Annotated in this window: 26 protein-coding genes; 11 read left to right on the top strand and 15 right to left on the bottom strand. The window is 64.7% G+C overall.

Features of this window, described 5'->3' with window-relative positions:
• Positions 1-30: 30 nt before the first annotated feature.
• The 3 genes from HAP40_RS34845 (at position 31) to HAP40_RS34835 (ending at position 2,639) form a co-directional block, all read left to right on the top strand.
• The gene (locus HAP40_RS34845) at positions 31-1,500 is read left to right on the top strand and encodes an AMP nucleosidase (RefSeq protein ID WP_166812769.1); all 1,470 of its coding nucleotides are present in this window, start codon (positions 31-33) and stop codon (positions 1,498-1,500) included.
• 123 nt (positions 1,501-1,623) lie between these two features.
• Positions 1,624-2,235 (top strand): tetratricopeptide repeat protein, encoded by a 612-nt coding sequence (locus HAP40_RS34840; RefSeq protein ID WP_166812771.1) that lies wholly within the window; start codon positions 1,624-1,626, stop codon positions 2,233-2,235.
• A 128-nt stretch (positions 2,236-2,363) separates the two neighbouring features.
• Entirely contained in the window at positions 2,364-2,639 is a 276-nt protein-coding gene (locus HAP40_RS34835) for a DUF1488 family protein (protein WP_166812773.1), read from the top strand.
• A gap of 85 nt (positions 2,640-2,724) precedes the next feature.
• Here HAP40_RS34835 and HAP40_RS34830 read toward each other — a convergent pair whose 3' ends face one another.
• A complete protein-coding gene (locus HAP40_RS34830; RefSeq protein ID WP_166812775.1) occupies positions 2,725-3,207 on the bottom strand; it encodes a CinA family protein in 483 nt (160 codons plus the stop codon).
• Positions 3,208-3,353: 146 nt separating this feature from the next.
• On the opposite strand from HAP40_RS34830, the gene HAP40_RS34825 reads away from it, so the two are divergent.
• From HAP40_RS34825 to HAP40_RS34815, 3 genes are read left to right on the top strand one after another with little or no spacing between them, the layout of a single operon-like run.
• Entirely contained in the window at positions 3,354-4,412 is a 1,059-nt protein-coding gene (locus HAP40_RS34825) for an amidohydrolase family protein (RefSeq protein ID WP_166812777.1), read from the top strand.
• A 25-nt stretch (positions 4,413-4,437) separates the two neighbouring features.
• On the top strand, positions 4,438-5,547 hold the full coding sequence (locus HAP40_RS34820; RefSeq protein WP_166812779.1) for an amidohydrolase family protein: 1,110 nt from the start codon (positions 4,438-4,440) through the stop codon (positions 5,545-5,547).
• Positions 5,547-5,960 (top strand): Rieske (2Fe-2S) protein, encoded by a 414-nt coding sequence (locus HAP40_RS34815; protein WP_166812781.1) that lies wholly within the window; start codon positions 5,547-5,549, stop codon positions 5,958-5,960. The genes HAP40_RS34820 and HAP40_RS34815 overlap by 1 nt, the downstream gene beginning before the upstream one ends.
• Positions 5,961-6,095: 135 nt before the next feature.
• Here the strand turns inward: HAP40_RS34815 and HAP40_RS34810 are convergent, their stop codons facing one another.
• Positions 6,096-7,427, bottom strand: coding sequence for an MFS transporter (locus HAP40_RS34810; protein ID WP_166812783.1), 1,332 nt, complete (start codon positions 7,425-7,427; stop codon positions 6,096-6,098).
• A 144-nt stretch (positions 7,428-7,571) separates the two neighbouring features.
• A complete protein-coding gene (locus HAP40_RS34805; RefSeq protein WP_166812785.1) occupies positions 7,572-8,471 on the bottom strand; it encodes a transcriptional regulator GcvA in 900 nt (299 codons plus the stop codon).
• A 110-nt stretch (positions 8,472-8,581) separates the two neighbouring features.
• Here HAP40_RS34805 and HAP40_RS34800 point away from each other — a divergent pair, with 110 nt between their 5' ends.
• On the top strand, positions 8,582-8,785 hold the full coding sequence (locus HAP40_RS34800; RefSeq protein ID WP_166812787.1) for a DUF1127 domain-containing protein: 204 nt from the start codon (positions 8,582-8,584) through the stop codon (positions 8,783-8,785).
• A gap of 67 nt (positions 8,786-8,852) precedes the next feature.
• On the top strand, positions 8,853-9,476 hold the full coding sequence (locus HAP40_RS34795; RefSeq protein ID WP_166812789.1) for a GNAT family N-acetyltransferase: 624 nt from the start codon (positions 8,853-8,855) through the stop codon (positions 9,474-9,476).
• Between the two features lie 52 nt (positions 9,477-9,528).
• On the opposite strand, the gene HAP40_RS34790 is transcribed toward HAP40_RS34795, so the two are convergent.
• Together HAP40_RS34790 and HAP40_RS34785 are read right to left on the bottom strand one after the other, a co-directional pair.
• The gene (locus HAP40_RS34790) at positions 9,529-10,359 is read right to left on the bottom strand and encodes an enoyl-CoA hydratase (RefSeq protein WP_166812791.1); all 831 of its coding nucleotides are present in this window, start codon (positions 10,357-10,359) and stop codon (positions 9,529-9,531) included.
• A gap of 126 nt (positions 10,360-10,485) precedes the next feature.
• The gene (locus HAP40_RS34785) at positions 10,486-11,187 is read right to left on the bottom strand and encodes an SDR family oxidoreductase (RefSeq protein WP_166812793.1); all 702 of its coding nucleotides are present in this window, start codon (positions 11,185-11,187) and stop codon (positions 10,486-10,488) included.
• A gap of 235 nt (positions 11,188-11,422) precedes the next feature.
• Between HAP40_RS34785 and HAP40_RS34780 the strand changes: the two genes are divergently transcribed.
• Together HAP40_RS34780 and HAP40_RS34775 are read left to right on the top strand one after the other, a co-directional pair.
• Positions 11,423-13,207: an acyl-CoA dehydrogenase family protein gene (locus HAP40_RS34780; RefSeq protein ID WP_166812795.1), complete on the top strand. Its 1,785-nt coding sequence runs from the start codon at positions 11,423-11,425 to the stop codon at positions 13,205-13,207.
• A 44-nt stretch (positions 13,208-13,251) separates the two neighbouring features.
• Complete coding sequence (locus tag HAP40_RS34775; protein ID WP_166812797.1) at positions 13,252-14,340, top strand: Zn-dependent alcohol dehydrogenase; 1,089 nt, start codon at positions 13,252-13,254, stop codon at positions 14,338-14,340.
• Between the two features lie 179 nt (positions 14,341-14,519).
• Here HAP40_RS34775 and HAP40_RS34770 read toward each other — a convergent pair whose 3' ends face one another.
• The 8 genes from HAP40_RS34770 to HAP40_RS34735 form a co-directional block, all read right to left on the bottom strand.
• Positions 14,520-14,873, bottom strand: coding sequence for a nuclear transport factor 2 family protein (locus HAP40_RS34770; protein ID WP_166812799.1), 354 nt, complete (start codon positions 14,871-14,873; stop codon positions 14,520-14,522).
• 165 nt (positions 14,874-15,038) lie between these two features.
• On the bottom strand, positions 15,039-16,511 hold the full coding sequence (locus HAP40_RS34765; protein ID WP_166812800.1) for an amidase: 1,473 nt from the start codon (positions 16,509-16,511) through the stop codon (positions 15,039-15,041).
• 150 nt (positions 16,512-16,661) lie between these two features.
• Positions 16,662-17,633 (bottom strand): iron exporter MbfA, encoded by a 972-nt coding sequence (mbfA, locus tag HAP40_RS34760; RefSeq protein WP_166819233.1) that lies wholly within the window; start codon positions 17,631-17,633, stop codon positions 16,662-16,664.
• 65 nt (positions 17,634-17,698) lie between these two features.
• Positions 17,699-18,847 (bottom strand): alpha/beta hydrolase, encoded by a 1,149-nt coding sequence (locus HAP40_RS34755; protein WP_166812802.1) that lies wholly within the window; start codon positions 18,845-18,847, stop codon positions 17,699-17,701.
• A 121-nt stretch (positions 18,848-18,968) separates the two neighbouring features.
• Positions 18,969-19,838, bottom strand: a complete 870-nt coding sequence (locus HAP40_RS34750) for an MBL fold metallo-hydrolase (RefSeq protein ID WP_166812804.1) — start codon at positions 19,836-19,838, stop codon at positions 18,969-18,971.
• 15 nt (positions 19,839-19,853) lie between these two features.
• Positions 19,854-20,465, bottom strand: coding sequence for a glutathione S-transferase family protein (locus tag HAP40_RS34745; RefSeq protein ID WP_166812806.1), 612 nt, complete (start codon positions 20,463-20,465; stop codon positions 19,854-19,856).
• Positions 20,466-20,617: 152 nt separating this feature from the next.
• The gene (locus tag HAP40_RS34740; protein WP_166812808.1) at positions 20,618-21,460 is read right to left on the bottom strand and encodes a fumarylacetoacetate hydrolase family protein; all 843 of its coding nucleotides are present in this window, start codon (positions 21,458-21,460) and stop codon (positions 20,618-20,620) included.
• Between the two features lie 211 nt (positions 21,461-21,671).
• Positions 21,672-22,520: an MBL fold metallo-hydrolase gene (locus HAP40_RS34735; protein ID WP_166812810.1), complete on the bottom strand. Its 849-nt coding sequence runs from the start codon at positions 22,518-22,520 to the stop codon at positions 21,672-21,674.
• Between the two features lie 126 nt (positions 22,521-22,646).
• Between HAP40_RS34735 and HAP40_RS34730 the strand changes: the two genes are divergently transcribed.
• Positions 22,647-23,123, top strand: coding sequence for a DUF3775 domain-containing protein (locus HAP40_RS34730; RefSeq protein ID WP_166812812.1), 477 nt, complete (start codon positions 22,647-22,649; stop codon positions 23,121-23,123).
• A gap of 114 nt (positions 23,124-23,237) precedes the next feature.
• On the opposite strand, the gene HAP40_RS34725 is transcribed toward HAP40_RS34730, so the two are convergent.
• Both HAP40_RS34725 and HAP40_RS34720 read right to left on the bottom strand, forming a co-directional pair.
• A complete protein-coding gene (locus HAP40_RS34725) occupies positions 23,238-24,020 on the bottom strand; it encodes an SDR family oxidoreductase (protein WP_145630768.1) in 783 nt (260 codons plus the stop codon).
• Positions 24,021-24,147: 127 nt separating this feature from the next.
• Positions 24,148-24,660, bottom strand: a complete 513-nt coding sequence (locus tag HAP40_RS34720; protein ID WP_166812814.1) for a CvpA family protein — start codon at positions 24,658-24,660, stop codon at positions 24,148-24,150.
• Between the last annotated feature and the right edge of the window lie 45 nt (positions 24,661-24,705).

Genomic DNA, 24,705 nt, shown 5'->3' with positions numbered 1-24,705 from the left:
CGATTGCAAACAGCAACCCGGCGGTCGACCATGCAATCCCCTCCCTCCATCGCCACCGAATCCTTCTCCGATGCGTCCCTTGCCGTCGTGCGGCTCGAGGAGATCTACGAGCGCAACACGAAATTCCTGCGCGACCGGTTCGAGGCTTACGTCGGCGGCGAAGCGATCACGACGCGGGTGCGGGCCTACTATCCCTTCGTCCGCCTCACCACTGCGACGCATGCACGGCTGGATTCGCGTCTTGCCTATGGATTCGTCGCCGGTCCCGGCGTGCACGAGACCAGCGTCACGCGGCCCGATCTGTTCCGCAGCTATCTCATCGAACAGATCGGACTCTTGATCCAGAACCACGGCGTGCCGGTCGAGATCGGCGAGTCCGCCGAGCCGATCCCGATCCACTTCGCCTATCGCCGTGACATCAACATCGAGGCCGCCATCACCACCAGCGAAAACTCGTCCGTGACGCGATCGCTGCGCGATGCGTTCGACGTGCCTGATCTCGCCACGATGGACGATGCGATCGCCGACGGCACCTTCGAGCTGCAACCTGGCGCGCCCGAGCCGCTGTCGCTGTTCCGCGCCGCCCGCGTCGACTATTCGCTGCGCCGGCTCTATCACTACACCGGCACCGATCCCGAGTATTTCCAGAACTTCGTGATCTTCACCAACTACCAGTTCTATGTCGACGCCTTTGCGCAGCTTTGTCAGCAGCGGCTTCAGTCCCGCGACGCCGGCCTCGAAGCCTTCGTCGCGCCCGGCAACGTCGTCACGCGCGCCGGCGGCGTGATGACGGGTGTTGCGCCCGTGCGTGCGCCGCAGATGCCGGCCTTCCATCTGGTCGAGCCCGGCTATCGCGGCATCACCCTGATCAACATCGGCACCGGTCCGTCGAACGCACGCAACGTCACGGACCACGTCGCCGTGTTGCGACCGCACGCCTGGCTGATGCTCGGCCATTGCGCGGGCCTGCGCAACACGCAACGGCTCGGCGACTACGTGCTCGCGCATGGCTATGTGCGCGAGGATCATGTGCTCGACCGCGAACTGCCGCTGTGGGTGCCGATCCCGGCGCTGGCCGAGATGCAGGTCGCGCTCGAGGAGGCGGTCGAGGATGTCACCGGGCTCGAAGGCTTCGAGCTCAAGCGCCTGATGCGCACGGGGACCGTCGCCAGCGTCGACAACCGCAACTGGGAGATCTCGGGGCCAGACGTGATCCGCCGCATGTCGCAATCGCGCGCGGTCGCGCTCGACATGGAATCGGCCGCGATCGCCGCCAACGGCTACCGCTTCCGCGTTCCCTACGGCACGCTGCTCTGCGTCTCCGACAAGCCGCTGCACGGCGAGATCAAGCTCGCGGGCATGGCCAGCGAATTCTATCGCCGCCGCGTCGGCCAGCATCTCGAGATCGGCCTCAAGGCGCTGGAACGACTCAAGGAGCAGGAATCCGAACGGCTGCATTCGCGCAAGCTGAGGAGTTTCGCTGAAGTCGCGTTCCAGTAAAGGACAACAGAACTGTCGTACGAGCGCTGACGTCTCCGTGGAGCGCTGCATCCTGGAATATCGCTGCCAAGGCAGGGTTAATTACGTCATCCGGGGCCGCTTGAAACAGGACAGGAGACAGACATGATCACAGCGATGATCAGACTCGTCACGCTGGGGACGTTTGCGGCGCTACTAGCTTCCCCCGCGTACTCAGCGGGCGGAGGTGGCGGCGGCGGCGGAGGAGGCGGTGGTGGCAGCGACCCCTATGGTAGCGCCTATTCAACTCCCAGCACTGCTCAGCCGGCCTATCCAAGGCGTTCCGGAACGAAGGCCGGTCAGAAGGCGAAGAAGCCGAACAATCAATCCAGCATCGGTGATCCCGCTTTCGCGGCCGGCTACCGCGTGGCCTATGACACCATCTACGAGCGCAACGATTATGGGTCCGCGATCGCGCAGTTGAAATCGCTCGGCCATGACGATCATCCGAACGTCGCCAACCTCATCGGCTACTCCTATCGCAAGCTCGGTGACTACGAGCAGTCGCAGGTCTGGTACGAGCGCGCCTTGCGGGCGGATCCGAACCACGTGCTGACCTGGCAATATTATGGATTGTGGCAGCTCGAGCGGGGAAACCGCGAGCAAGCGCTCTATCACCTCGGCCGGATCGCATCCATCTGCGGGACGGACTGCGAGGAGTATCGATCGCTGGCCGCGGCGCTGGACAAGCCGTCCGGCGCGGCGCTGGTCTACTGACGTAGGAGCGTGGCCCGCCTGAAGGGTGCGCGCGAGCGCCGCAGGACCGCCATGTCCCTGGCGCGGATGGTGACAAGGCGTCAGTTTTTCAGCATTGTCCCGTTCGGGGGCGCGAACGGGACAATTGGATGCCGCTGACGCGCGACAAAATCATTGGCCATGATCTGGAACGGCTGGCCTTCCGCTTCACCATGCTGGACGACAGCGATGTGGTGCAGTGCCAGATCAGCGACGCCGCGATGGACGAGCTTGCGGGCATGCAGGGCACCGAAAGCAGCGCGCGCCAGGCGCAGTTCCTGTCGCTGCGCGAGACCATTGAGCGGATCGCATCCGACCTCTACGACGAAGCGCCGCGATTCCCGGGCTATGTGGTGCGGATCTTCATGCGGCATTTGGGACGGTAGCTGTCCCACATGCGTCGTCCTGGCCTTCGCCAGGACGACGTCGGGGATGACACACCGTCGCCGATCTTACGCCAGCGCAGCTGTGTCACCCCTCCAGCTTCCTCAACAGCAATTTCAGCGCCGTCGCCGCAAAGACCTGCATGTTGCCGAACCGGTCGCCGCTCGCCGTCTCCAGCGTCACCACCTCTGCTGCCGGCCCTGCGACAGCCATGCAGCTATGGCCTGCGGCGTCGCCGTAGCGGTTGCCGGTGGGGCCGGCTGCGCCGGTCTCGGACAGGCCCCAGTCGCATCCGAAGCGTGATCGCATCCGTTCCGCAAGCAGCTGCGCATAGGGCTCCGAGGAGGAGCGAAAGCCCTTCATTCCTTCATCCGAAATATCCATCAGCGCGCGTCTGGCATCGCGGGTGTAAACGACCGCGCCGCCAAGGAAATAGGCGGACGCGCCGGGCACGGCGAGCAGGCTGGCGGAGATCAGCCCGCCGGTGGAGGATTCCGCCACCGCAATGGTCTGTTTGCGCGCGATCAGGCGGGCCGCGACCTGTTCTGCAATGCCGATGAGCTCTTTCATCCCCTTGACCTCTCATTCCGTCGCAACCGAGCCCAGCCTTCCTAGCATATGACAGAAGGCTTGGCCGAGTTGCGGGCGACGGGCAGGCCTGCTTGAATGGTGGGCAAGACAAACAAAATGAGACGAGGAAACGTGAAGGAGACGTCATGGCGTCCCTGATCGCTGGCGGGGTGGATTGCGATGTGCATCCCGCCGTGCCGCATCTGACCAGCCTGTTACCGTATCTGAACGATTACTGGCGCGATCAGGTGACGACGCGCGGCATGGTCGATCTCATCTCGCAATCCTATCCCGAGAGATCGCCGATCGTGTCGCGTCCCGATTGGCGCCCGGAAAACGGCAAGCCCGGCGAAAGCCTCGAGGACATGCAGCGCCATGTGCTCGCTCCTTTTCAGCTGAAGTTCGCCATCTGCAATCCGCTCTATGGCGTGCAGATGGTATTCTCCGAGGACATGCAGGCGGCCTTCTGCCGCGCCTTGAACGATTGGCTCGCCAAGGAATGGCTCGACCGCGATCCCCGCCTGCGCGGCTCGATCGTGATCCCCACGCAGAGCGTCGAGAAGGCCGTCGCCGAGATCGAGCGTTGCGCTCCGGACAAGCGCTTCGTGCAGGTGCTGATGCTGGTCATGGGCGACACGCCGCTCGGCAAGCGCGCGCTGTGGCCGATCTACGCGGCAGCGGAACGCCTGGAACTTCCGGTCGGCGTCCACGCCGGTTCCGCCTATCACAATCCGCCCACCGCAGTGGGATGGGGTTCCTATCACATCGAGGATTATGTCGGTCAGGCACAGGCGTTCCAGACCCAGCTCACCAGCCTGATCGTCGAGGGTGTGTTCGCCAAGTTTCCGCGGCTGAAAATGGTGATGCTGGAATCCGGCGTCTCCTGGATATCTCCTTATCTCTGGCGCCTGCACAAGTTCTGGCGCGGGGTGCGGATGGAGACGCCCTGGGTTGATCGCGCGCCGCTAGACATTGTGCGCAGCAACATCCGCTTCTCGTTACAGCCTTTTGATGCGCCGCCGGATGAGTCGACATTAAATCGCCTGTTTGATCATATGCAGTCCGACGAATTAGTCCTATTCTCCACGGACTATCCGCACTGGCAGTTCGACGGCCAGGACGCGCTGCCCGAAGGTCTGTCCCCCGATCTCGTGCGCAAGATCATGATCGACAATCCGCATGCAACCTATCCCCGCCTGACATGAGCCCGCTGCCAAAGGAGGCAAGGCGATGAATATCCAGTTCCGCGAGAGCCAAGAAGCCGCTTCCCCACTGACTGCGAAAACCGCGATCGCGGATTGCGACATCCATCCGGCCCGCGCCACCCGCACCGAGCTCTATCCCTACCTCGCCAAACGCTGGCAGCATCATCTCGAAATCTACGGCGTCCATGCCTATCAGGGCATGATGGAAGGCCCTCCCTATCCGAAGGCCCAACCCAACGCCTCGCGCCGCGATGCCTATCCGCCGGAAGGCGGCCCGCAGGGCTCCTCGCTGTCCTTCATGCAGAAGCAGCTGCTCGATCCCAACAACGTGCAGTTAGGGGTGCTCAATCCGCTCAACACCGGGCAGGGCATCCGCAATCACGAGCTCTCGGCCGCCTTGTGCTCGGCGATCAACGATTGGCAGATCGACAAATGGACCAGCAAGGACAAGCGGCTGAAGGCGTCCATCGTCGTCGGCAATGAGGACGGGCTGTCGGCCGCCGCCGAGATCCGCGAGCGCGCCGGCGACAAGAACTTCGTCCAGGTGCTGCTGCTCAGCCGCAATGTCGAGCCACTCGGCCAGCGTCGTTACTGGCCGATCTACCAGGCTGCGGAAGAGGCCGGCCTCCCCGTCGGGGTGCACGCTTTCGGCTTCGGCGGCAATCCGATCACGCCCTCGGGCTGGCCGTCCTATTACATCGAGGAGATGGTGGGTCACTCGCAGTGCCAGCAATCGGCGCTGGCGAGCCTCGTGCTGGAAGGCGTGTTCGAGCGCTTCCCGAAACTGAAGATGGTGATGATCGAGGCCGGCTTCGGCTGGGCGCCGTCGCTGGCATGGCGGCTGGACAAGGCCTGGCAGCGCCTGCGCAGCGAGGTGCCGCATGTGAAGCGGCCGCCGTCCGAATATATCCGCGAGCAGGTGTGGTGGACGACGCAGCCGATGGAAGACCCGGAGCGGCGCGAGGATCTGTTCGACGTCATCAACTGGATCGGCTGGGACCGGCTCTTGTTCGCGACCGATTATCCGCATTGGGATTACGACGAGCCGTCGCGCGTGCTGCCGGCGGGCGTCAGCGAGTCCAATCGCGAGGCGTTCTACCTCGGCAATGCGAAGAAGCTTTACGGGCTGGCTTGATGGCGCGTCATGTGATTGCCGCGGTCGACGAGCTTCCGCCGGGCACGCGAAAATTCCTGGAGATTGACGGGAGGCCGATCGCGGTCTTCAACATCAAGGGTAAATATTTCGGCCTGATGAACCGCTGCCCGCATCAGGGCGCGGCGCTGTGCGAGGGGCCGCTGATCGGGCTCGCGCAATCCAAGGATCCGGGCGAGATCGAATACACCAAGATCGGCGAGATCATCCGCTGCCCCTGGCACGGCTGGGAGTTCGACATCCGCACCGGCCAGTCCTATTGCGACCCCCGCCGCTTCCGCGTGAAGGCCTATCCGGCCCATGTCGAGCCCGGCGCCAGCGTGGTGAAGGGACCGTATGTCGCCGAGACGATCCCGGTGAAGGTCGAGAGCGACTACGTGGTGGTGGAGCTTTAGCCCCACCGTCATTCCGGGGCAGCCCGTAGGGCTGAACCCGGAATCCATCGTGCGACAGGAGTGCCGGGAGACATGGATTCTCTGATGCGCACTTGCGCATCATAGCTCGCCTCTGCGAGGCGCCCCGGAACCGTCCTAATGCCCCGCGACCGGCTCCGGCACCGCATCATAAACCGGCGCCGCCTTGCCGCCACCGCGATACACCGTCGAGGCCGCGATGATGCCGAGCAGGGCGGCGAACATCAGCCAGAAGCCGGGCGAGGCCTTGTCGCCGGTGCGCTCGATCAGCCAGGTCGAGGCGAATGGCGTGAAGGTGCCGAACAGTGCGGCGGCGAGCGCGAAGGCGAGCGAGAAGCAGGTGGTGCGCACATGCGCCGGCACGATCTCGACCAGCGCACCCAACATGGTGCCGCTGTACATGCCGAAATAGAACGAGAACATCATCTCGACCGCGAGCAGCTTGCCGAAGCTCGGCGCCGCCACCAGCCAATGCAATGCCGGATAGGCGGTGACGAGCGAGAGGCCGGCGATGGTGAGCAGCACCGGCTTGCGGCCGATCCGGTCGGACAGCGCGCCGCCGACCGGATTCCAGATGAAGTTGCTCACCGCCACCAGCAGCGTCACCAGCAGCGCGTCCTGCGTCGACAGCTTCAGCACGGTCTTGCCGAAGGTCGGTGTGTAGACGGTGACGAAATAGAACGTCGTCGTGGTCAGGATCGCGATCATCATGCCGAGCACGACGATGCGCCAATTGTTCAGTGCGGAGGCGAACACCTCGCGCGTCGTCGGATGCTTCCGCATGGCGAGGAAGGCCGGCGTCTCTTCCAGCGTCCGCCGCAGGATGAAGATCAGGGGAATGATCAGGCAGCCTACGAAGAAGGGAATGCGCCAGCCCCAGGCGGCCACCGTGTCGGCCGGCATCACCTCGGAGAGGATGAAGCCGAGGATCGAGGCGACGAAGATCGCGACCTGCTGGCTCGACGATTGAAACGAGGTGTAGAAGCCGCGATTGCCGGGCGTTGCGATTTCCGCGAGGTACACCGACACGCCGCCGAGCTCGACGCCCGCCGAGAAGCCCTGCAGCAGCCGGCCGAGCAGCACGATGATCGGCGCGGCGATGCCGATCGTCGCGTAGCTCGGGCAGAACGCGATGACGACGGTGCCGAACGCCATGATGCCGAGCGTGACGATCAGGCCTTGGCGGCGGCCGATGCGGTCGATATAGGCGCCGAGCACGATTGCGCCCACCGGTCGCATCAAGGCGCCGAGCCAGAACACGCCGAATGTGTTGAGCAGCGAGGCCGTCTCGTTGGTGGAGGGGAAGAACGCCTTGCCGATCGCGGCGGCATAGAAGCCGAACAGGAAGAAGTCGAACTGCTCGAGGAAATTGCCCGACGTCGCGCGAAGGATCGCGCCGATGCGCGACTTGATCGCGGGTGGATTGGTCGATGCGGCTGATCCAGCCATGGCGTTCTCCCCTTGGAAAGGCGCGGCCGGCCGGAAATCGTGCTCCCGGCAAGGCGACAGATTGATGCTGCGACAATCTGCCATACCCCTTCCCGCGCGGGGCGAGGCGAGTCAATCGATTTTGCCGGGGAAGCTGATGATTCTTCAGGTTTTATTTTGCGTTGCAGCGAGCATCCAGTCCCGGAATGCGACCAATTTTGGCGACTCGCGGCGGCCCTCTGGCGAGACCAGGTAGAAGCCGGCATCCGCCGGCAGCGCGATCTTGAAGGGCACCACCAGCCGGCCCTTGGCGATGTCGTCCTGGACGTACGACGTCCGCCCCATGGCCACCCCGATACCGTCGATCGCGGCCTGGATGGTCATGAAGATCATGTCGAAGGTGATGCCCGGCTGCCTGGCGATGTCCGAGGGCAGGCCGGCTGCCGTCAGCCATAGCCGCCAATCGTCGCTGTTGGCGTTGGAGGTGTGCAGCAGCGGATGGTTTCTCAGATCCTCCGGCCGGCACAGCGGCTTGTCCCCGCCCAGCAGCGATGGGCTGCACACCGGAAACAGCTCGTCCGCCATCAGCCAGTCGGCGCGCAGGCCCGGCCATTGGCCGCGGCCGTAGCGGATCGCGGCGTCGACGTCGTCGCGCTGGAAGTCCACCAGGCTGGTCGAGGTGGTGATGCGGACATCGATGCCGGGATGCTGCTCCTGGAAATCGGTCAGCCGCGGCAACAGCCATTTTGCAGCGAGCGAGGCCAGCGTCGAGACCGTCAGCACCCTGTCGTCGTCTTTGCGCAGCAGCCGGTCGGTGGCAAGGCGCAGGTCGTTGAAGGCGGCGCGGACGCCGGGGAGATAGTCACGCGCTTGCGGGGTCAGAGCCAGGGCGCGGTTCTGCCGGACGAACAGGCGGATGCCGAGCTCCTCCTCCAGCCGTCGGATCTGATGGCTGATCGCCGTCTGGGTCACGTTCAATTCGCTCGCCGCCAGCGTGAAGCTGAGATGGCGCGCGGCGGCCTCGAACGCCCGCAATCCGTTCAATGAGGGCAATCTGGCAGTCATCTGGCAGCAGGATACATGACGTTATTTCATGCGAAAAGGTACAAATTGTCGTTTGTCGCGCCGCAACAGGAAGCAGATATTAGCGGTCAAGTTAGCTCAAGGAGCTGAAGATGTCCATTTTGACCCAGAATTCGATGACAAATCATCATGCGCCCGGTCTCCTCCACCAGATCGGCGACACCCTCCATGTCTGGCATGAGCGCTACCGCAACAGGCGCGAGCTTGCCAACTGGACCGCCCGGGATCTCCAGGATGTCGGCCTGTCCTGGTCCGACATCGCGTATGAGGCCGAAAAACCCTTCTGGCGGGCCTGATTGGCCGCCAGGCCGGCGCCGCCTGATTGTGGGGGCGCCGGCGGTCCCTTTTTCCAAGGCATGTGTCATGAGCACGCTTCGCCTCGAAGACCTCGCGCAATATTCGGACAAGCTGAGCACCCGGCAGGGTGAGCCCGTCACCGTCCGCTTCGTCGCGCCGCGCGACACCGACGAGCTCCAGCACTATTTCCGCTCGCTCTCGACCCGCTCCCGCTACAACCGCTTCTTCGGCGCGATCAGCGAGCTGCCAAAGGGACTGCTGCGCGATTTCCTCGAGGTCGGTGAGCGCGAGCGCTTCACTGTCGTTGCGACCATGATGGTCGACGGCTTCGAGACCATCGTCGCCGAGATGCGCTATGCGCTCCATGCCGAGACCGCGACGGTCGAGTTTGGCCTGTCGGTCGACGACCGCTGGAACGGCCACGGCATCGCCACCGCGCTCATGAAGAACCTGGAATGTCGCGCCGCCGCGCTCGGCGCCGAGCACATCTTCGGCGACACGCTGCGCTCCAACGAGACCATGATCTCGCTTGCGCGCAAATCCGGCTTTGCTTTCGTCAATCATCCCGACGATTGGAAGCTGGTGCGCTTCGACAAGGAGATCACGGTCGCACCAAAGGACATTCCCTGTGCGAGCTGGCGTCTCGCCGCCCTTTCCCGTCAGGCCGATAGCCCCTCAGCCTCGGCCTGACATCACTGCAGCCCGGCCTGGCCTAGCCAGCGCCGGGCATTTTTTTGCAGCCCTACTTCCCCGTGAACACCGCCTTGCGCTTCTCGATGAAGGCCTGCACCGCCTCCTTGTGATCGGCGGTGGTGGTGAGGCGGATCAGCCGTTCGGCCTCGTGGTCGCGCGCCGTCTCGAAGTCGAACAGCACGGCCTCGTCGAGATTGTCCTTCATGTAGCGCAGCGCGAGGCGCGGGCCTTCGGCGAGCGATTTGGCCAGCGCAAAGGCTTCAGTTTGCAGCCTGTCGTCCGCCACCACCCGGTTGACGAGGCCGATCGCCTCAGCCCGCGTGGCATCGATGCGGTCGCCGGTGAACATCAATTCGCGCGCCCGCGCGGTGCCGACGAGCCGGGTGAGCAGCCAGGCAATGCCGTAATCGCCGCTGAGCGCGATGCGGGCATAGCCGGTGGCGACGAAGGCCGATTGTGCGGCGATGCGGATGTCGCAGGCCATGGCGATGGCGAGGCCGGCGCCGACCGCAGGGCCGGGCAGGGCGGCGATGGTCGGCTTGCGCACCGACACCAGCGCGCCGGTCAGCAGTCGCTGCCGCTCCTGGAGATCGGCAATGCGATCTGCCAGCGGCATTTCGAGCTTCGCCTTGTCGCGATGCGCGCCCATGCCCTTGACGTTGCCGCCGGCGCAGAAGGCTTCGCCCGCGCCGGTGAGCAATAGCACGCCGACATCAGGGTTCTCGCCGCAGCTCCGGATCATCGTGCGCAGCGCCGGCGTCAGCGCATCCGAGAGCGAATTGCGCGCCTCCGGCCGGTTCAGCGTGATGATCGCGACGCGGTCGCGGATCACGCAGAGGAGTTCGCTTGTGCCGGTGTCGACGGTGGTTTCGGTGGTCATGTCGCTCCCCGTTTTGCTGTCGTCATTGCGAGCGAAGCGAAGCAATCCAGTCTGTCTCCGCGGATAGAGTCTGGATTGCTTCGTCGCTTCGCTCCTCGCAATGACGGTTGTTGTTATGTTGTCGCCTCAGAAATTCTCCACCCAGGGCCGCAGCTCCAGCTCCCAGCTCCAGGCGCTGCGCGGCTGCTGCAACACGTTCCAATAGCTTTGTGCGATCGCATCGGGATCGAGCATCGAATCCGGCTTGTCCGCAGGTTCGGTCCGGGCGGCACTGCGAATGCCGCCGTCGATGACGAAATGCGCGACATGGATGCCCTGCGGCGACAATTCGCGCGCCATGCTCTGCGCCAGACCCCGCAGCGCGAACTTGCCCATCGCAAACGAGGCCGATTGTGCGTAGCCCTTGACGCTGGCGGAGGCGCCGGTGAACAGGATCGCGCCGTGCTTGTTCGGCAGCATGCGCTTGGCCGCCTGCTGCGCCACCAGGAAGCCGCCATAGGCGCTGACCGCGATCGCCTGCGCCACATCGGCCGGGACGAGATCGACGATCGGCCCGCGCGTACGGCCGCTGGCATTGTAGACGACGAGGTCGGGCGTGCCGATCTCGCGCTCGACGAGGCCGAACAGCCGCTCGACCTCCTCGGGCTCCGTTGCGTTGCAGGCATAGGCTTTGGCGCCGGTCGCGGTGCAGAGTGCGCCGAGCTTCTCGATCTTTCGCGCGGCAAGGGCGACGCGAATGTTCTGGGCGGCCAACAGCCGCGCCAGCGATGCGCTCAATCCTTCGCCGGCGCCGACGATGAGCGCGATCTTGTATCTTGGGAGTTCCATGGCGTGATCTCTCGGAGACGGGAAGCCGTTGATCTATGCATGGTCCGCGCGGACAACCAGCAGGGACGGTCACAATTCCGCAGGGCGAATTGGTCCCTCGCGGCGATCATGCGGCCCTGACGATTTGCGGCTTTATCCGCATTCGCTGCTGGAGCATGATCGACATCACCCGAACCGGCAAGCGCGAAAACAAGCGCCAGGATATTGCCGCCGCGCGGAAACGAAGAGGACGACCATGCACAAGCCGGTCCCAGCGCAGCCAGAAAACATCGCGGCCGAGCCGTCCGGCCTGCTGGCGCCCGACACCTCGGGCATGAATTTCTACCGCGCCGATCCGGCGCTGACGGACCTGTTGCGCATCCATCTGCCGGACACGCTGTTCCGTCACATCGAGCCGCATCTCGACCGCCTCGGCGAACTCGCGGGCGGCGTGCTCGACGAATGCGCGCGGCTGGCCGACCGACACACGCCCATTCTGCACCAGCGCGACAAGTTCGGCCGCGACGTGCAGTCGATCGAATACCATCCGGCCTATCGTGAGCTGGAGAAGGCCGCATTCGGCGAGTTCGGCATCCACGCGCTCTCGATCCGCAAGGGCATCATGGGCTGGCCGGACAAATATCCCGTGGTGGCCAAGCACGCCTTCACCTTCCTGTTCAACCAGACCGAATTCGGCATGGGCTGCCCGATCAACGTCACCGACGGTTGCGCCAAGCTGCTGGCGAATTTCGGCAGCGAGGCGCTGAAGGCCAGATATCTCGATGGCCTCACCCAGACCGACATGAGCAAGCTGACCCAGGGCGGCCAGTTCATGACCGAGAAGGAAGGCGGCTCCGACGTCGGCACGCTGACCACGCGCGCGGTCCAGGAGGGCGACCATTGGCGCCTCTATGGCGAGAAATGGTTCTGCTCGAATGCCGATGCCAAGGTCGTGATGCTGCTTGCGCGCCCTGAAGGTGCCGGCCCCGGCACGCGCGGCGTCGGCCTGTTCCTGATGCCGCGCTTCCTCGACGATGGTGCTCAGAACCATTACCGGATCGTGCGTCTCAAGGACAAGCTCGGCACGCGCTCGATGGCGTCGGGCGAGATCAAGCTCGAAGGCGCGATCGCCTATGCGGTCGGCAAGCTCGACCGTGGCTTCGTGCAGATGGCCGAGATGGTGAACTCGTCGCGACTCTCCAACGGCGTCAAGTCCACCGCGCTGATGCGCCGGGCCTATCACGACGCGATGACGGTGGCGAAGAACCGTGTGGTGTTCGGCCAGCGCATCATCGATCTGCCCCTTGGGCGGCGGCAGATGCTGAAGATCATGCTGCCGGTCGAGCAGGCGCTGTCGATGAGCTTTCTCACCGCCGATGCGCTCGACCGCGCCGAAGCCGGCAGCCAGGATGCGGCGGCGCTGTTGCGTATCCTCACCCCGACGCTGAAATTCCGCGCCACGCGCGATGCGCGAAAGGTCTGCGGCGATGCGCTCGAGATGCGCGGCGGCATCGGCTATATCGAGGAGTTTGCCACCGCCCGTCTGCTGCGCGATGCCCATCTCGGCTCGGTCTGGGAAGGCACCGGCAACATCGTGGCGATCGACGCGCTCAGGCGCGCGGTCGGCCGTCACGGCGCCGAGTCCGCGCTCGCGGCCGATCTGCATGCCCGGCTCGACGACAGCGCCTCCGTGCCGCAGGCCTGGCGCGACAATCTGCGCGGCCTCGTCGAGCGTGCCGTCGGCTTCGCGCGCGCGGTCGCGTCCAAGGCCGACAACGAGGCGGAGGCGCGGCGCGCCACCAGCCTGCTTTATCACGTCGCGAGCGCGGTGGCGCTCGCCTGGGAAGGCCACCGCATCCACGAGATGCGCGGCGATGCGCGCCGGCTGCTGCTGTCGCGTCTCGTCATCGACCATCGCGTCCTGCCGGGCGACCCGTTCCGGCTGACGGAAAATGCCGTGGAGGCGAAGATCGCCGCGCTGTTGCTCGGCGATAGCTCAGCCAGCATGAGCGAGGTTGGCGAACTGGTTCTGGCAGCGTAGGCTGCACTCCACGATCAAACAAAAAACACGCCAGGGAGTGCTCGATGAAGGCCGCCGTCCTCTATGAAGTCAATCAGCCGCTCATCATCGAGGATGTCAGCCTGCCGAAGCCGGGCCCGCGCGAGGTCCTGATCCGCACCGCGGTCGCCGGCCTCTGCCACTCCGATCTGCATTTCATGGAAGGTCTCTATCCGCATCCGCTGCCTGCGGTGCTCGGTCACGAATCGGCTGGCGTTGTCGAGCAGGTCGGCTCCGACGTCACTTACGTGAAGCCGGGCGATCACGTCGTCACCTGCCTCTCGGTCTTCTGCGGCACCTGCGACAACTGCACCACCGGACGCACCGTGCTCTGCACGGACACGACCGTCAAAATGCTGCCGGGCGCCTCGAACCGGATGCAATGGTCGAAGCCGGAGAAGCTGCATCAGTTCCTCAACCTCTCGTCCTTCGCCGAGCAGATGCTGGTGCACGAGAACGCCATCGTGAAGATCCGGAAAGAAATGCCGCTCGATCTCGCCGCGCTGATCGGTTGCGGTGTCATTACCGGCTACGGCGCGGTGGTGAACACGGCGAAGGTGACGGCCGGCGAGACCGTGGCGGTGATCGGCTGCGGGGGCGTCGGCATGGCCGCGATCAACGGGGCACAGATCGCCGGCGCCGGCCGCATCATCGCCATCGACACCAATCCGGCCAAGCTCCAGCTGGCGACCAAGCTGGGGGCGACCGACATCATCAATCCCACCGAAGGTGACGTCGTCAAGCAGGTGCGCGACCTCACCAATGGCGGCGTGCATCACTCCTTCGAGGTGCTCGGCCGCAAGGAGACGGCGGAGCAGGCCTTCGGCATGCTCGCGTCGGGCGGCACGGCCACCATCGTGGGCATGATCCCGTTCGGTCAGAAGATCGAACTGCACGGCTTCGACTTCCTGCGCGAGCGCAAGATCCAGGGCTCCTCGATGGGCTCCAACCATTTCCGCGTGGACATGCCGCGCCTCGTCGACTTCTACCTGCGCGGCCGGCTGCACCTGGAGGACTGGATCTCGGCCAAGCTGAAGCTGAGCGAGATCAACGAGGGCTTTGCCAACATGAAGGCCGGCAAGACGCTGCGCAGCGTGATTGTGTTCGATAGTTGAGCCGCACTGACGGTGTCATCGCCCGGCTTGACCGGGCGATCCAGTACTCCGCGGCGGAAGTTATGTGACCCAAATGACTGCCGCAGAGTACTGGAGCCCCGGTCAAGCCGGGGCATGACAGCGGAGAATGTGCGGACGATGTGCCCGCCTCAACGCCTCATCCTCCTGCGTCACCTCGCTCACCGCGACACATGCGCCGACACGGCCAGCCACTTGCCGTTCTTCTTCGCCCAGCAATCGGTATAGCGCCCCGTGGCCTGCTGACCGTCTGCCGTTGTATAGCTCGTCGCCGCGTGGATGATGGCGAAGTCGCCCATGATGCGGATGATGACGTCGTGCGCGTGCAAATTGCGGATCGCGATCGGCCGCGCCGTCTGCGCCAGGAAGGCGGCGCGGTCGACCAGCGTCTTGTCGGGGTTGGAGCAGTAGAACTCCGGCGCCAGGATCTGGTCGAAGCGCTTGACGTCGCAGGTCTGCACGGAAGCGACATAATCGTGGTTGAGCGCGGTGAGCTGTTCGAGGTCATGGCTCATGGTGTTCCCTCCCTCTCTGTCATTCCGGAGCGCGCGCAGCGCGAGTCCGGAACTCGATGTTGTTGAACTCCGTCATTGCGAGCGTAGCGAAGCAATCCAGAGATGTCTCCGCCGATGCAGTCCGGATTGCTTCGTCGCAAGGGCTTCCCGCAATGATGGGCAGGACTAGTCATTGAACAGAGGCGGCGGCAGGAACCCGCCGAACTCGCGCTCGATCAGCTCGGCGAGCCTGAGCGGCGTCCTGTCCTCGAGAAATGGCCCGACGATCTGCACGCCGACCGGCAGGCCGTCCTTCGACAGGCCGAGCGGAACAGCCGTTGCCGGCAGGCCGGGAAGCGTCGCGACGCCCGGCCAGGCGAGCTGGTCGGAATAGGGGTAGTCCTTGCCGTCGATGCCGATCGTTCGCAGCCGCTGCTCCGGCAAATGATCATGCGGATAGGCCGGCGTCGGCATGATCGGACAGATCACCGCGTCGAAGCTCTTGAACAGCGCGCGCCATTGTGCGCGCAGGCCGGCGCGTGTGCCGGCGTCGAGCACCCAGGCGCGGTGGCTCGCTATCGTGCCGCGCAGTCGCTCCGCGCCGAGGCTCCGGTCGTCCGGCGACAACTGGCTCGCGCGAGCCTGGCAATCCGCCAGCTCGTCGGGCAGGAAGAACGCGCTCAGGAAGCCCAGCAGCATGCGCATATAGAGCCGCGACGTCTCCGCGAAGTCCGGGAGCAACGTGCTCTCGCGCGCGACCGCGACGCCCGCCTTCGAGAGATCGGTTGCGAGCTTGTCGATCGCGGCGCGCACGTCCCGGTCGGTCGGCAGCAGCGGATGGCTGTCGATCACCAGGACACGAAAATCCCGTAGCGACTGATGTCGCGCGACAGGCAGATCGAGCTTGTAGGCGACGCCGCCCTCGAGCGGATCGGGTCCAGCCATGACGTCGAGCAGCAGGGACAGATCCGCTGCCGTGCGTGCCATCGGACCGATGACCGCAAGGTCACCCTCGCGCGGAATGGCCGGAAACGGCGGCGGCGTCTCGCCCCGCGCCGCGCAAAGATTGATGGTCGGCTTGTGAGCGAAGATGCCGCAATGAAATGCCGGCACGCGCAGGGAGCCGCCGATGTCCGAGCCGGTGGCGAGCGCGCAATAGCCTGCCGCAAGGGCTGCCGAGGATCCTCCGGACGATCCCCCCGGTGTGCGGCCGAGATCATAGGGGTTGTTCGTGGTGCCGTAGATGTCGTTGTAGCTTTGCCAGTCGCCGAGGCCGAGCGGGACGTTGGTCTTGCCGAGAATCACGCCACCGGCCTGCTTGATGCGCGCCACCGGCAGCGCGTCTTCGACAGGCTTGAAGTCCTTTTGCGGGACCAATCCCCAGGTCGTCGGCAGGCCGGCGACATTGAAGGATTCCTTGATCGTCACGGGCAGGCCGAGCAGCGGCTTGCGCTCGCCGCGCGCCAATGCGGCGTCGGCCTCGCGCGCTGCACCGAGCGCGCGATCGAAATCGCGCACGCAGACCGCGTTGATCTTGCCGTCGTGCCGTTCGATGCGGTCGATCGCATGCTGGGTGAGCTCGACCGCGGAGACCTGCCTTGTGCTCAACGCGGCCGACAGCTCGACGGCGCTCTTGAAACTCCATTGCGACTCGGCCACGGCACGTCCCCTGTTCTTGTTGTCGGAGGATGATGCGCAGTTTGCCGGAATCTCGCAACGGCCGTTTGATCGCGATTGATGTGCCTCGCTGGTGGTTCATCGGGAAGGTCGAGCAACAACGTCCGGGGCGTGACAACGAATGTGAGGTTGCTACGCCGCTCCGATCACGATTCCCACCGCCAGCACGATGGCGCCGCCGAGCACGATCTGGAACACGGCCTGCAGGAACGGCGTGTCCATGTAGCGCGAGCGAATGAAGGCGATCGCCCACAATTCGAAGAACACGACGACGCAGGCGATCGCGGTCGCGATCCAGAACGCATTGGCCCAGCTGTCGGGCACCAGATAAGGCGCGGTGTGGCCGAGCCCGCCGAGCGTCGTCATCGCGCCGCAGGTGAGGCCGCGCAGCCAAGGTGAGCCACGTCCGGTCAGCGAGCCGTCGTCGGACAGCGCTTCCGCAAAGCCCATGCTGATGCCGGCGCCGATCGAGGCGGCAAGGCCCACGAGGAAGGTCTGCCAGTTCTGGTGCGTGGCGAAGGCGGCGGCGAACAGCGGCGCCAGCGTCGAGACCGATCCGTCCATCAGGCCGGCGAGGCCCGGCTGCACATATTGCAGCACGAACATCCGCCGTCGCGTGCGGTCTTCCTCGGCGCGCACATCAGGCTTGAGGATCTCGTCGGTGAGCGCGATCGCGCGGGTCTCGTGATGCTTTTCTTCCTCGGCGAGGTCGCCGAGCAGGCGGCGCACACCGACATCCTCGGCCTGCTCGGCGGCCCGCGCATAGAAGCGCTCGGCCTCGAGCTCCATGGTCTCGACTTTCTTCCGGATCGTGTCGAGCGGCAGGTTCTTGGTCAGCCAGATCGGGCGCCGGCGCAGGAAGCCTTTGACGTCCTCGCGGCGAATCGGCGGCAGATGCGCACCAAAACGCTGCTCATAGAGCTGGAGCAGGCGGTGACGGTGGCCGCGTTCCTCCTCGGCCATCTCCTCGAAGATCTTGGCCGTGTCCGGATAACGCTCCCGCAGATCCTCGGCGAAGGCCATGTAGATGCGGCTGTCCTCCTCCTCGGAGGAGATCGCGACCGCAAGCACCTCGCGCTCGGTCAGATCGGCAAAGTTCTTCACGACGGCCCTTATCATCAGTTTAGAATTATTCTAAACTATATAAGGCGCCATGTTCCCCGGTCAAATCAGCCGGTAGGGGCCTTGGCGAGAAACTCCAGCAGCAACCGGCTCACCTCGGCCGGCTGTTCCTGCTGCACCCAATGACCGGCGCCGTCGACGAGATGGCAGCCGAGCATCTTCGTGCAGCCGCGTCCCTGCATCGCTTCGAACACGCCGGGGCGCTGATAGGTGCCCCAATCCTGCTTGCCTGAGATGAAGCAGGAGGGCACGTCGATGCTTCGCCCCGCAAACAGCTGCATCTCGTTGTTGAGCATGCCCGTCGTGCCGTAGCGATACCATTGCAGTCCGCCCTGGAATCCGGTGCGGCCGTATTCGGCGGCGTAATAGGCGAGGTCGCTGTCCGGCAGCCATTGATTGGCGGCGATCGCGGCGGGCGAGGGCATCTCCTTGGCCACCGTCTCGGCCATGGTCTCATCCAGATCCATCACGTAGTAAGTCGGCAGCTTTGCCAGCTCACTCGCCGACCAGGACGTCAGCGGATAAGGCCTGTTGTCCGTCCAGTCCGCGCTCTTGTGATGATAATAGGCGCGCAGGAAATCATGCAGGCCCTGCGGCGCGTGCTGCATGTCGGCATTGGCCTGACGTGTCGAATAGTACCATTGATAATGCTTGCGCGGACGCGGCAGCGTGGCGAGCTCGCGGTGCACGGGGTCTTCCGCCCCAGGCCTGCCCGGCGCATCGACCGTGTTGAACGGCAAAGCCGGTGCGCCGCCGAAAGGGGCGCTCATCAGCGTCACCGAACGGAACACGTCGGGCCGAATCAGCGCGCACCAGGCCGCGACGGGGCTGCCGAAATCATGGCCGGCGAGATCGACCTGCCTGTAGCCGAACGCCGACACCAGCGCGAGCGCATCGCGCACGAGGTTGAGGAGCGAAAACGGCGTGAGATCGCCGTCGTAGTCCGCGGTCCATCCCGTCGTGCGGCCATAGCCGCGCTGGTCCGGTGCGATGACGTGATAGCCCACCGCACTGAGCGCCGGCATCACCTTGCGCCAGGAGAAGGCGAGCTCGGGAAAGCCGTGCAGCAAGAGGATGCAGGGCCGGCCCTTGGTTTCGAAGCCGGCCTCCAGCACATGCATCCGCAGACCGTTGATGCCTTCGACGTAACGCGAGCGAATGCCGGCGGGCAGGGGGATTTCAGGGAGCGTCGTCATTGCTTTCTCCACCCGGGTCGAATCGGAGGGTGGGTTCGCCGAAGGCGTAACCCACCTCTTTGGCATCCGCAGAGGCCGACGCGGTGGGTTACGCTTCGCTAACCCACCCTACGCAGCTTCGTTACACCGCCGCGCAGACGAAGCCGCTGCCCTTGCGCTTGATCTTGCCCACCGACGGCGAGGGGAAATGAGCGGTGCAGCACAGCGTGTCCGTGTCGCAATAGCGCTCCAGGAAGCTACGGCGCGTTGTCGCCGCCGTCGCCTGATCGACGTCGAACTTCATCGACAGCTCGGGGTAGAGCGCCTGCAACGGCGAGTGGATGAGATCGCCGGAGAACACGGCGTCGTCCTTGCCGCGACCGAACGTGAACGCAGAATGGCCCGGCGTGTGGCCGGGCGTCGGCAGGATGCGGACGTGATCGCCGATCTGATGATCATTGCCGACGAGCTCATGGCGCCCCGCCTCGACCACCGGCAGCACGCTGTCGGCGAAGGGCGGCACCTCCGCCTTCGCGTTCTGCTCGGACCAATAATCGAATTCCTGCTTGGCGAAGACGTAGCGGGCCTTGGGGAAGGTCGGCACCCAGCGGCCGTTTTCCAGCCGCGTGTTCCAGCCGACGTGATCGACATGCAGATGCGTGCACATCACGAAGTCGATGTCGTCCACCGAGACACCGGCAGCCTCGAGCCCGCTCATATAGGTGTCGTCGGTCTTCATGTGCCATTTCGGCCGCTGCGGCCGCGGCTTGTCGTTGCCGATGCAGCTGTCGATCAGGATGGTGTGATGCGGCGTCTTCACCACATAGGACTGGAAGCACAGCAGCAGCACGTCCTGATCGTCCAGCGCCTTGGCCTGCCGCATCCACGCCCGGTTCTCGGCCAGCACTTCTGCCGTGAGGCCGGGGATGAACTCCAGCGCCGGAAAGAACGGGGTTTCCTGCTCGATGATGCGGTGGATGGTGAGATCGCCGACCGAATATTTGAGGCTCATGAGAACTCCCGTGAATTATGCGGCGGGCGGCACCGAGATCTTCACCGAGGGCCGCTCCAGCATCTTCTGGTGGAAAGCGTCGAGCTTCGGATAGGCCTTGCGCCAGCCGCAATCGGCGAAGCGGAAGTCGGCATAGCCGAGCACGCAGACGAGACCGATCTGGGAGATGTCGAACGGGCCGTTCAGCACCTCCGGAATGTTCTCGAAGCGCGCCATGCCGGTCCAGGCCCTGTTCCAATGGTCGTCCGACCAGGCCTGCCATTGCAGGCCTTGCGGGCGCACCATCTTCTCGTAGCGGCAAAGCAGCATGGAATCGAGCATGCCGTTGATCAGCGAGTGGTTGGTCTTGGCCTTCCAGCGCCGCGGGCCGTAACCCGGGATCAAGCTGCCGCCGGCCATCTCGTTGAGATATTCGACGATGACGTAGGAGTCCAAAATGACGTCGCCGTCATTGGTGATCAGCACCGGCAGCTTCTTCAGCGGCGTGATGCGCGAATAGTCCTCGTTGGCCGTGCCCGGCGCGACGGTCGCGGGGGTCAGCTCGATCCTGTCGATCAGCCCAAGCTCGATCGCGGCGATGCGCACCTTGCGGGCAAAGGGCGAGGCGGGGGAAAAGGTGAGTTTCATTGAAGGTATCCTACGATGACTTAACGACAGCTCTCTCATCCGTCATGGCCGAGCTTGACCCGGCCATCCACGTCGTTCCGCAATCCGCACCGTAAGACGTGGATGCCCGGGTCAAGCCCGGGCATGACGTCGGAGTGTGACTTGCGCGCGCGCTACGCCGCGATGATCTCCTGGCGCTGCTCGCCGAGGCCTTCGATGCCGAGCGTGACGACGTCGCCGACATTGAGGAAGGTCGGCGGCTTCATGCCGAGGCCGACGCCCGGCGGGGTGCCGGTCGTGATGATGTCGCCCGGCAGCAGCGTCATGAACTGCGAGACGTAGGAGACGCATTTGGCCATCGAGAAGATCATGGTCTTGGTCGAGCCGGTCTGGCGGCGCTGGCCGTTGACGTCGAGCCACATCGACAGATCCTGCACGTCCTTGATCTCGTCCTTGGTGGCGAGCCATGGCCCGACCGGGCCGAACGTGTCGTGCGATTTGCCCTTGGTCCACTGGCCCAGGCGCTCGGTCTGGAAGTGGCGCTCGGAGACGTCGTTGCAGACGCAATAGCCGGCCACGTAGTTCAGCGCATCGGCTTCCGAGACATATTTGGCGCGGGTGCCGATGATCGCGGCAATCTCGACCTCCCAGTCGAGCTTGGTCGAGCCGCGCGGCTTCTCGACCGCGTCGTTCGGGCCGGACAGCGAGGTGTTCGCCTTCATGAAGATGATCGGCTCGGTCGGGATCGCAGCGCCGGTTTCCTTGGCGTGGTCACTGTAATTGAGGCCGATAGCGACGAATTTCGAGATGCCGGTGACCGGCGCACCGAAGCGCGGCTTGCCCGACACGGTGGGCAGCGAGGCAGGGTCAAGGCCTGCCAGCTTCTTGAGGCTCTCAGGCGAATAGGCTTCGCCGGTGAGATCCTTCACATGCGCCGACAGGTCGCGCAACTGGCCGGATTTGTCGATCAGGCCGGGCTTTTCCGCACCCTTCTCGCCGTAACGAACAAGCTTCATTCTCGTTTCTCCCTTGGGATGGACCGATCGGTTGACTAGCTTCATGGAACAGGGCGGCAGGAAATTCAACCGCCTAAGGACCGGCGCATTGCAGCCCTTCCCTCGTAGGGTGGGTTAGCACGCGGCCGCGCGAAGCGCAGTCCGGGCGTAACCCACCTCTACTGCTTCTGTAAAAACTGCCGGCGGTGGGCTAACCCACCCTGCGACAGCGTCATTGCAGCGCCACAAACTTGAACGCGTCCCCCTCCCGCTTGATGTGCCCGGCCGAATAGTGTCCGCCGATCACCAGCGTCGGCGTGTCGGCGAAACGCGAGAACACCTCGCGCCGGCTTGCCACCGATTGCGCGGGGTCGGTATCGACGGTCGAGCACCAGTCGAGATGCGCCATCTGACAAGGATGATGCGCGACGTCGCCTGTCAGAAGCGCCTGCTCGCCATCGGACGAGATCAGGACGCTCATATGTCCCGGGCTGTGGCCGGGGGTCGCGATCATTCTGATTTCCTCGCCGAGCCGGTGGTCGCTCGGGATCAGCTCGGCCTGGCCGGCATCGACGACGGGCTTCACGGAATCGTTGAACACCACGACCTTGTCCGGCTCGGCGGTGTAATCGCGCCAGTGCTCATATTCGGTCTTGCCGAAGAGGTAGCGCGCCTTTGGGAAGGTCGGCACCCATTGGCCGTCGACCAGCCGCGTATTCCAGCCGACATGGTCGACGTGAAGATGCGTGCACAACACGGTGTCGATGCTGTCGGGCGGACAACCCGCTGCAATCATGGTCTCCAGAAACGGGGTGTTGCGATTGTTCCAGGTCGGGACGCCTCGGCCCTGCTTGTCGTTGCCGAGGCCGGTGTCCACCACGATCCGGCGCGAAGGCGTCTCCACCACCAGTGAGTGGATCGACATCTTCAGCCGGCCTTCTTCTGTGGCGAAATGCGGGATCAGCCAAGGCAGCTTCTGGATCGCGTCATTTGTCGCTGCCGGCAGGATGAAGCGGGTCGAGCCGACCGTCTCCATTTCGACGAATTTCGTGATCTTGACCTTGCCGACCTTCCACTGCATCCGGCGTCTCCCCGTGTTCTTGCTCTTGTGTTGGAACATGCGCATTTTCCGCCATCAAGCGCAATGGATCATCTGAGCTGATGTGGCGTTATCGCGGGGAACCGGAAAGTAGCCGAAGGGGAAGCCATGCCAGAGCTTGCGATTTCCGCAGAGAAGGTCGCCTTCATCATCGAGAAGGCGCGCGAATTCGACGTCAAGGAAGCGGCCTCCGATCCGGATTCCGGCTCGAACCCGAGCGATGACGATGCGCTCGACGTCCTCGAGGACGACGGCTCCGATCCGGTCGTCCACGAGCTCGGCAGCTTCATGATCGCGTTGAACGAGGACGAGCAGCTCGATCTCGTCACACTGACATGGCTCGGTCGCGGCGACGGCACGATCGACGATTGGAACGACCTGCGTGCCCGTGCCGTGGAGGCGAGGAGCGAATATGGCAGCCCGCGCCGCGAGACCGTGCACTATCTGCTCGGCGAGCCCATGCTGGGCGATCTGCTCGCGGGCGGGCTCGAAGAATTCGGCATCGATTGGACGGACGAGCGCACGACGGCCGATTCGTCCGGCCCCAGTCAACAGGACGAAGACGAGCCGACCAAGCGGCGGTGATCGTCATGCCCGGGCTTGTCCCGGGCATCCACGTTTATCCTACGTGCGCAATGCGTGGGTGGCCGGGACAAGCCCGGCCATGACGGCACCTCCAGCACATGCGGGCCAGCAGCCTTACAGCGTGCCGGGGAACGCGCCGCCATCCAGCAGAATGTTCTGTCCCGTGATGAAGCCGGCCTTGGCGCCGCACAGGAAGGCGCAGGCATAGCCGAATTCATCGGGCTGGCCGAAGCGCCCGGCGGGGTTGAGCTTGGCGCGTTCAGTCAGGATCTGCTCCGGCGTGACGCCGCGCTTGTCGGCCTCGGCCTTCGCGGTGCCGGTCAGGCGATCGGTCTCGAACGGGCCGGGCAACAGGCCGTTGATGGTGACGTTGTTGATCACCGTCTTGCGCGACAGGCCGGCGATGAAGCCGGTGAGGCCGGCGCGCGCCCCGTTGGAGAGGCCCAGGATGTCGATCGGCGCCTTCACCGCGGCCGAGGTGATGTTGACGATGCGGCCGAACTTGCGCGCCATCATGCCGTCCACCGTCGACTTGATCAGCTCGATCGGGGTGAGCATGTTGGCGTCGATCGCCTTGATCCAGTCGTCGCGGGTCCAGTTGCGGAAATCCCCGGGCGGCGGGCCACCGGCATTGTTGATCAGGATGTCGGGATCGGGGCAGGCCTTCAGCACCGCCTCGCGGCCCGCCGGCGTGGTGATGTCGCCGACGATCTCGGTCACCGTCACATCGGGATAGGCTTTGCGGATCTCGTCGGCCGTTTTCTTCAGGGCTTCGGCGCCGCGCGCGGTCAGCGTGACGTGAACGCCGGCCTCCGCCAGCGAAATGGCGCAGGCGCGCCCGAGGCCCTTGCTGGATGCGCAGACGATGGCGCGGCGACCTTTGATCCCAAGATCCACTGTTTCACTCCCGTAATGTCAGGCAGGTTTTGGATGCGGCTACTGTAGCCAACATCGATGCCGCTGATAAGGGATGGGCCCGCGTCAAAATGCATGCGCGTCCGCGCGGCGATGCAAATGCGCCGGATCAGATGCGCCGCTCCTGCTTGAGGCGGTCGATCGCGGCCGCGGCATCCGGCGGCAGCGATTTGAACCCCATCTGTCCCACCGTCGAGAACAGCGGCCGCAGATGCGAGCCGGCGAGGAACGGCGGCTGGCGGTTGGCCGGCACGATCTGGTCGAACACCAGCACCAGCGTGGTGGCGACGAGGCCGACCCTGACCGCGCCGAGCGCGGCGCCGCCGAGCCGGTCGCCGATGCCGGCCTCGCCGATGGTGTCGTTCAGCGCGACGCGGCCGATATGTCCGAGCAGCATGCCGACCACCACGAAGATGGCGAAGAACCAGATCCAGTTCTGCAGCAGCGGCGGATTCGGGTTGGCCGCGATCTGCGGCACGATCAGCGGCATCAGTGCCACCGCCATCGGCGCGGCAAGGAGATAGGCGAGGATGGTCATGGCGCTGCGGAGCAGGCCGGTCCTGAAGCCGAGGCCGACCGCGATGGCCAGTGCCGAATAGACCGCGAGATCGAAGCTGTTCATTGGGAGCCCTGCCGCGACGGAACGAATGAACGCCGAACCGGTCAT

Origin of the sequence: Bradyrhizobium sp. 1(2017) (genome assembly GCF_011602485.2) — a bacterium.
In the GTDB taxonomy this organism is placed as follows: domain Bacteria; phylum Pseudomonadota; class Alphaproteobacteria; order Rhizobiales; family Xanthobacteraceae; genus Bradyrhizobium.
The sequence above is the reverse complement of the archived record's forward strand: the minus strand, read 5'-3'. Positions and strand labels throughout refer to the sequence as shown.

Excerpts from the sequence above, each read along its gene's own strand:
- HAP40_RS34735 (WP_166812810.1), bottom strand. The coding sequence starts at position 22,520 with ATGCAGTGGAAGGTCGGCAAGGTCAAGATCACGAAATTCGTCGAAATG.
- HAP40_RS34830 (WP_166812775.1), bottom strand. The coding sequence starts at position 3,207 with ATGAAAGAGCTCATCGGCATTGCAGAACAGGTCGCGGCCCGCCTGATC.
- HAP40_RS34770 (WP_166812799.1), bottom strand. The coding sequence starts at position 14,873 with ATGAGCCATGACCTCGAACAGCTCACCGCGCTCAACCACGATTATGTC.
- HAP40_RS34755 (WP_166812802.1), bottom strand. The coding sequence starts at position 18,847 with ATGACGACGCTCCCTGAAATCCCCCTGCCCGCCGGCATTCGCTCGCGT.
- HAP40_RS34845 (WP_166812769.1), top strand. The coding sequence starts at position 31 with ATGCAATCCCCTCCCTCCATCGCCACCGAATCCTTCTCCGATGCGTCC.
- HAP40_RS34810 (WP_166812783.1), bottom strand. The coding sequence starts at position 7,427 with ATGGCTGGATCAGCCGCATCGACCAATCCACCCGCGATCAAGTCGCGC.
- HAP40_RS34730 (WP_166812812.1), top strand. The coding sequence starts at position 22,647 with ATGCCAGAGCTTGCGATTTCCGCAGAGAAGGTCGCCTTCATCATCGAG.
- HAP40_RS34825 (WP_166812777.1), top strand. The coding sequence starts at position 3,354 with ATGGCGTCCCTGATCGCTGGCGGGGTGGATTGCGATGTGCATCCCGCC.
- HAP40_RS34785 (WP_166812793.1), bottom strand. The coding sequence starts at position 11,187 with ATGGAACTCCCAAGATACAAGATCGCGCTCATCGTCGGCGCCGGCGAA.
- HAP40_RS34795 (WP_166812789.1), top strand. The coding sequence starts at position 8,853 with ATGAGCACGCTTCGCCTCGAAGACCTCGCGCAATATTCGGACAAGCTG.
- HAP40_RS34790 (WP_166812791.1), bottom strand. The coding sequence starts at position 10,359 with ATGACCACCGAAACCACCGTCGACACCGGCACAAGCGAACTCCTCTGC.
- HAP40_RS34805 (WP_166812785.1), bottom strand. The coding sequence starts at position 8,471 with ATGACTGCCAGATTGCCCTCATTGAACGGATTGCGGGCGTTCGAGGCC.
- HAP40_RS34750 (WP_166812804.1), bottom strand. The coding sequence starts at position 19,838 with ATGAGCCTCAAATATTCGGTCGGCGATCTCACCATCCACCGCATCATC.
- HAP40_RS34745 (WP_166812806.1), bottom strand. The coding sequence starts at position 20,465 with ATGAAACTCACCTTTTCCCCCGCCTCGCCCTTTGCCCGCAAGGTGCGC.
- HAP40_RS34835 (WP_166812773.1), top strand. The coding sequence starts at position 2,364 with ATGCCGCTGACGCGCGACAAAATCATTGGCCATGATCTGGAACGGCTG.
- HAP40_RS34780 (WP_166812795.1), top strand. The coding sequence starts at position 11,423 with ATGCACAAGCCGGTCCCAGCGCAGCCAGAAAACATCGCGGCCGAGCCG.
- HAP40_RS34820 (WP_166812779.1), top strand. The coding sequence starts at position 4,438 with ATGAATATCCAGTTCCGCGAGAGCCAAGAAGCCGCTTCCCCACTGACT.
- HAP40_RS34740 (WP_166812808.1), bottom strand. The coding sequence starts at position 21,460 with ATGAAGCTTGTTCGTTACGGCGAGAAGGGTGCGGAAAAGCCCGGCCTG.
- HAP40_RS34840 (WP_166812771.1), top strand. The coding sequence starts at position 1,624 with ATGATCACAGCGATGATCAGACTCGTCACGCTGGGGACGTTTGCGGCG.
- HAP40_RS34775 (WP_166812797.1), top strand. The coding sequence starts at position 13,252 with ATGAAGGCCGCCGTCCTCTATGAAGTCAATCAGCCGCTCATCATCGAG.
- HAP40_RS34720 (WP_166812814.1), bottom strand. The coding sequence starts at position 24,660 with ATGAACAGCTTCGATCTCGCGGTCTATTCGGCACTGGCCATCGCGGTC.
- HAP40_RS34800 (WP_166812787.1), top strand. The coding sequence starts at position 8,582 with ATGTCCATTTTGACCCAGAATTCGATGACAAATCATCATGCGCCCGGT.
- HAP40_RS34815 (WP_166812781.1), top strand. The coding sequence starts at position 5,547 with ATGGCGCGTCATGTGATTGCCGCGGTCGACGAGCTTCCGCCGGGCACG.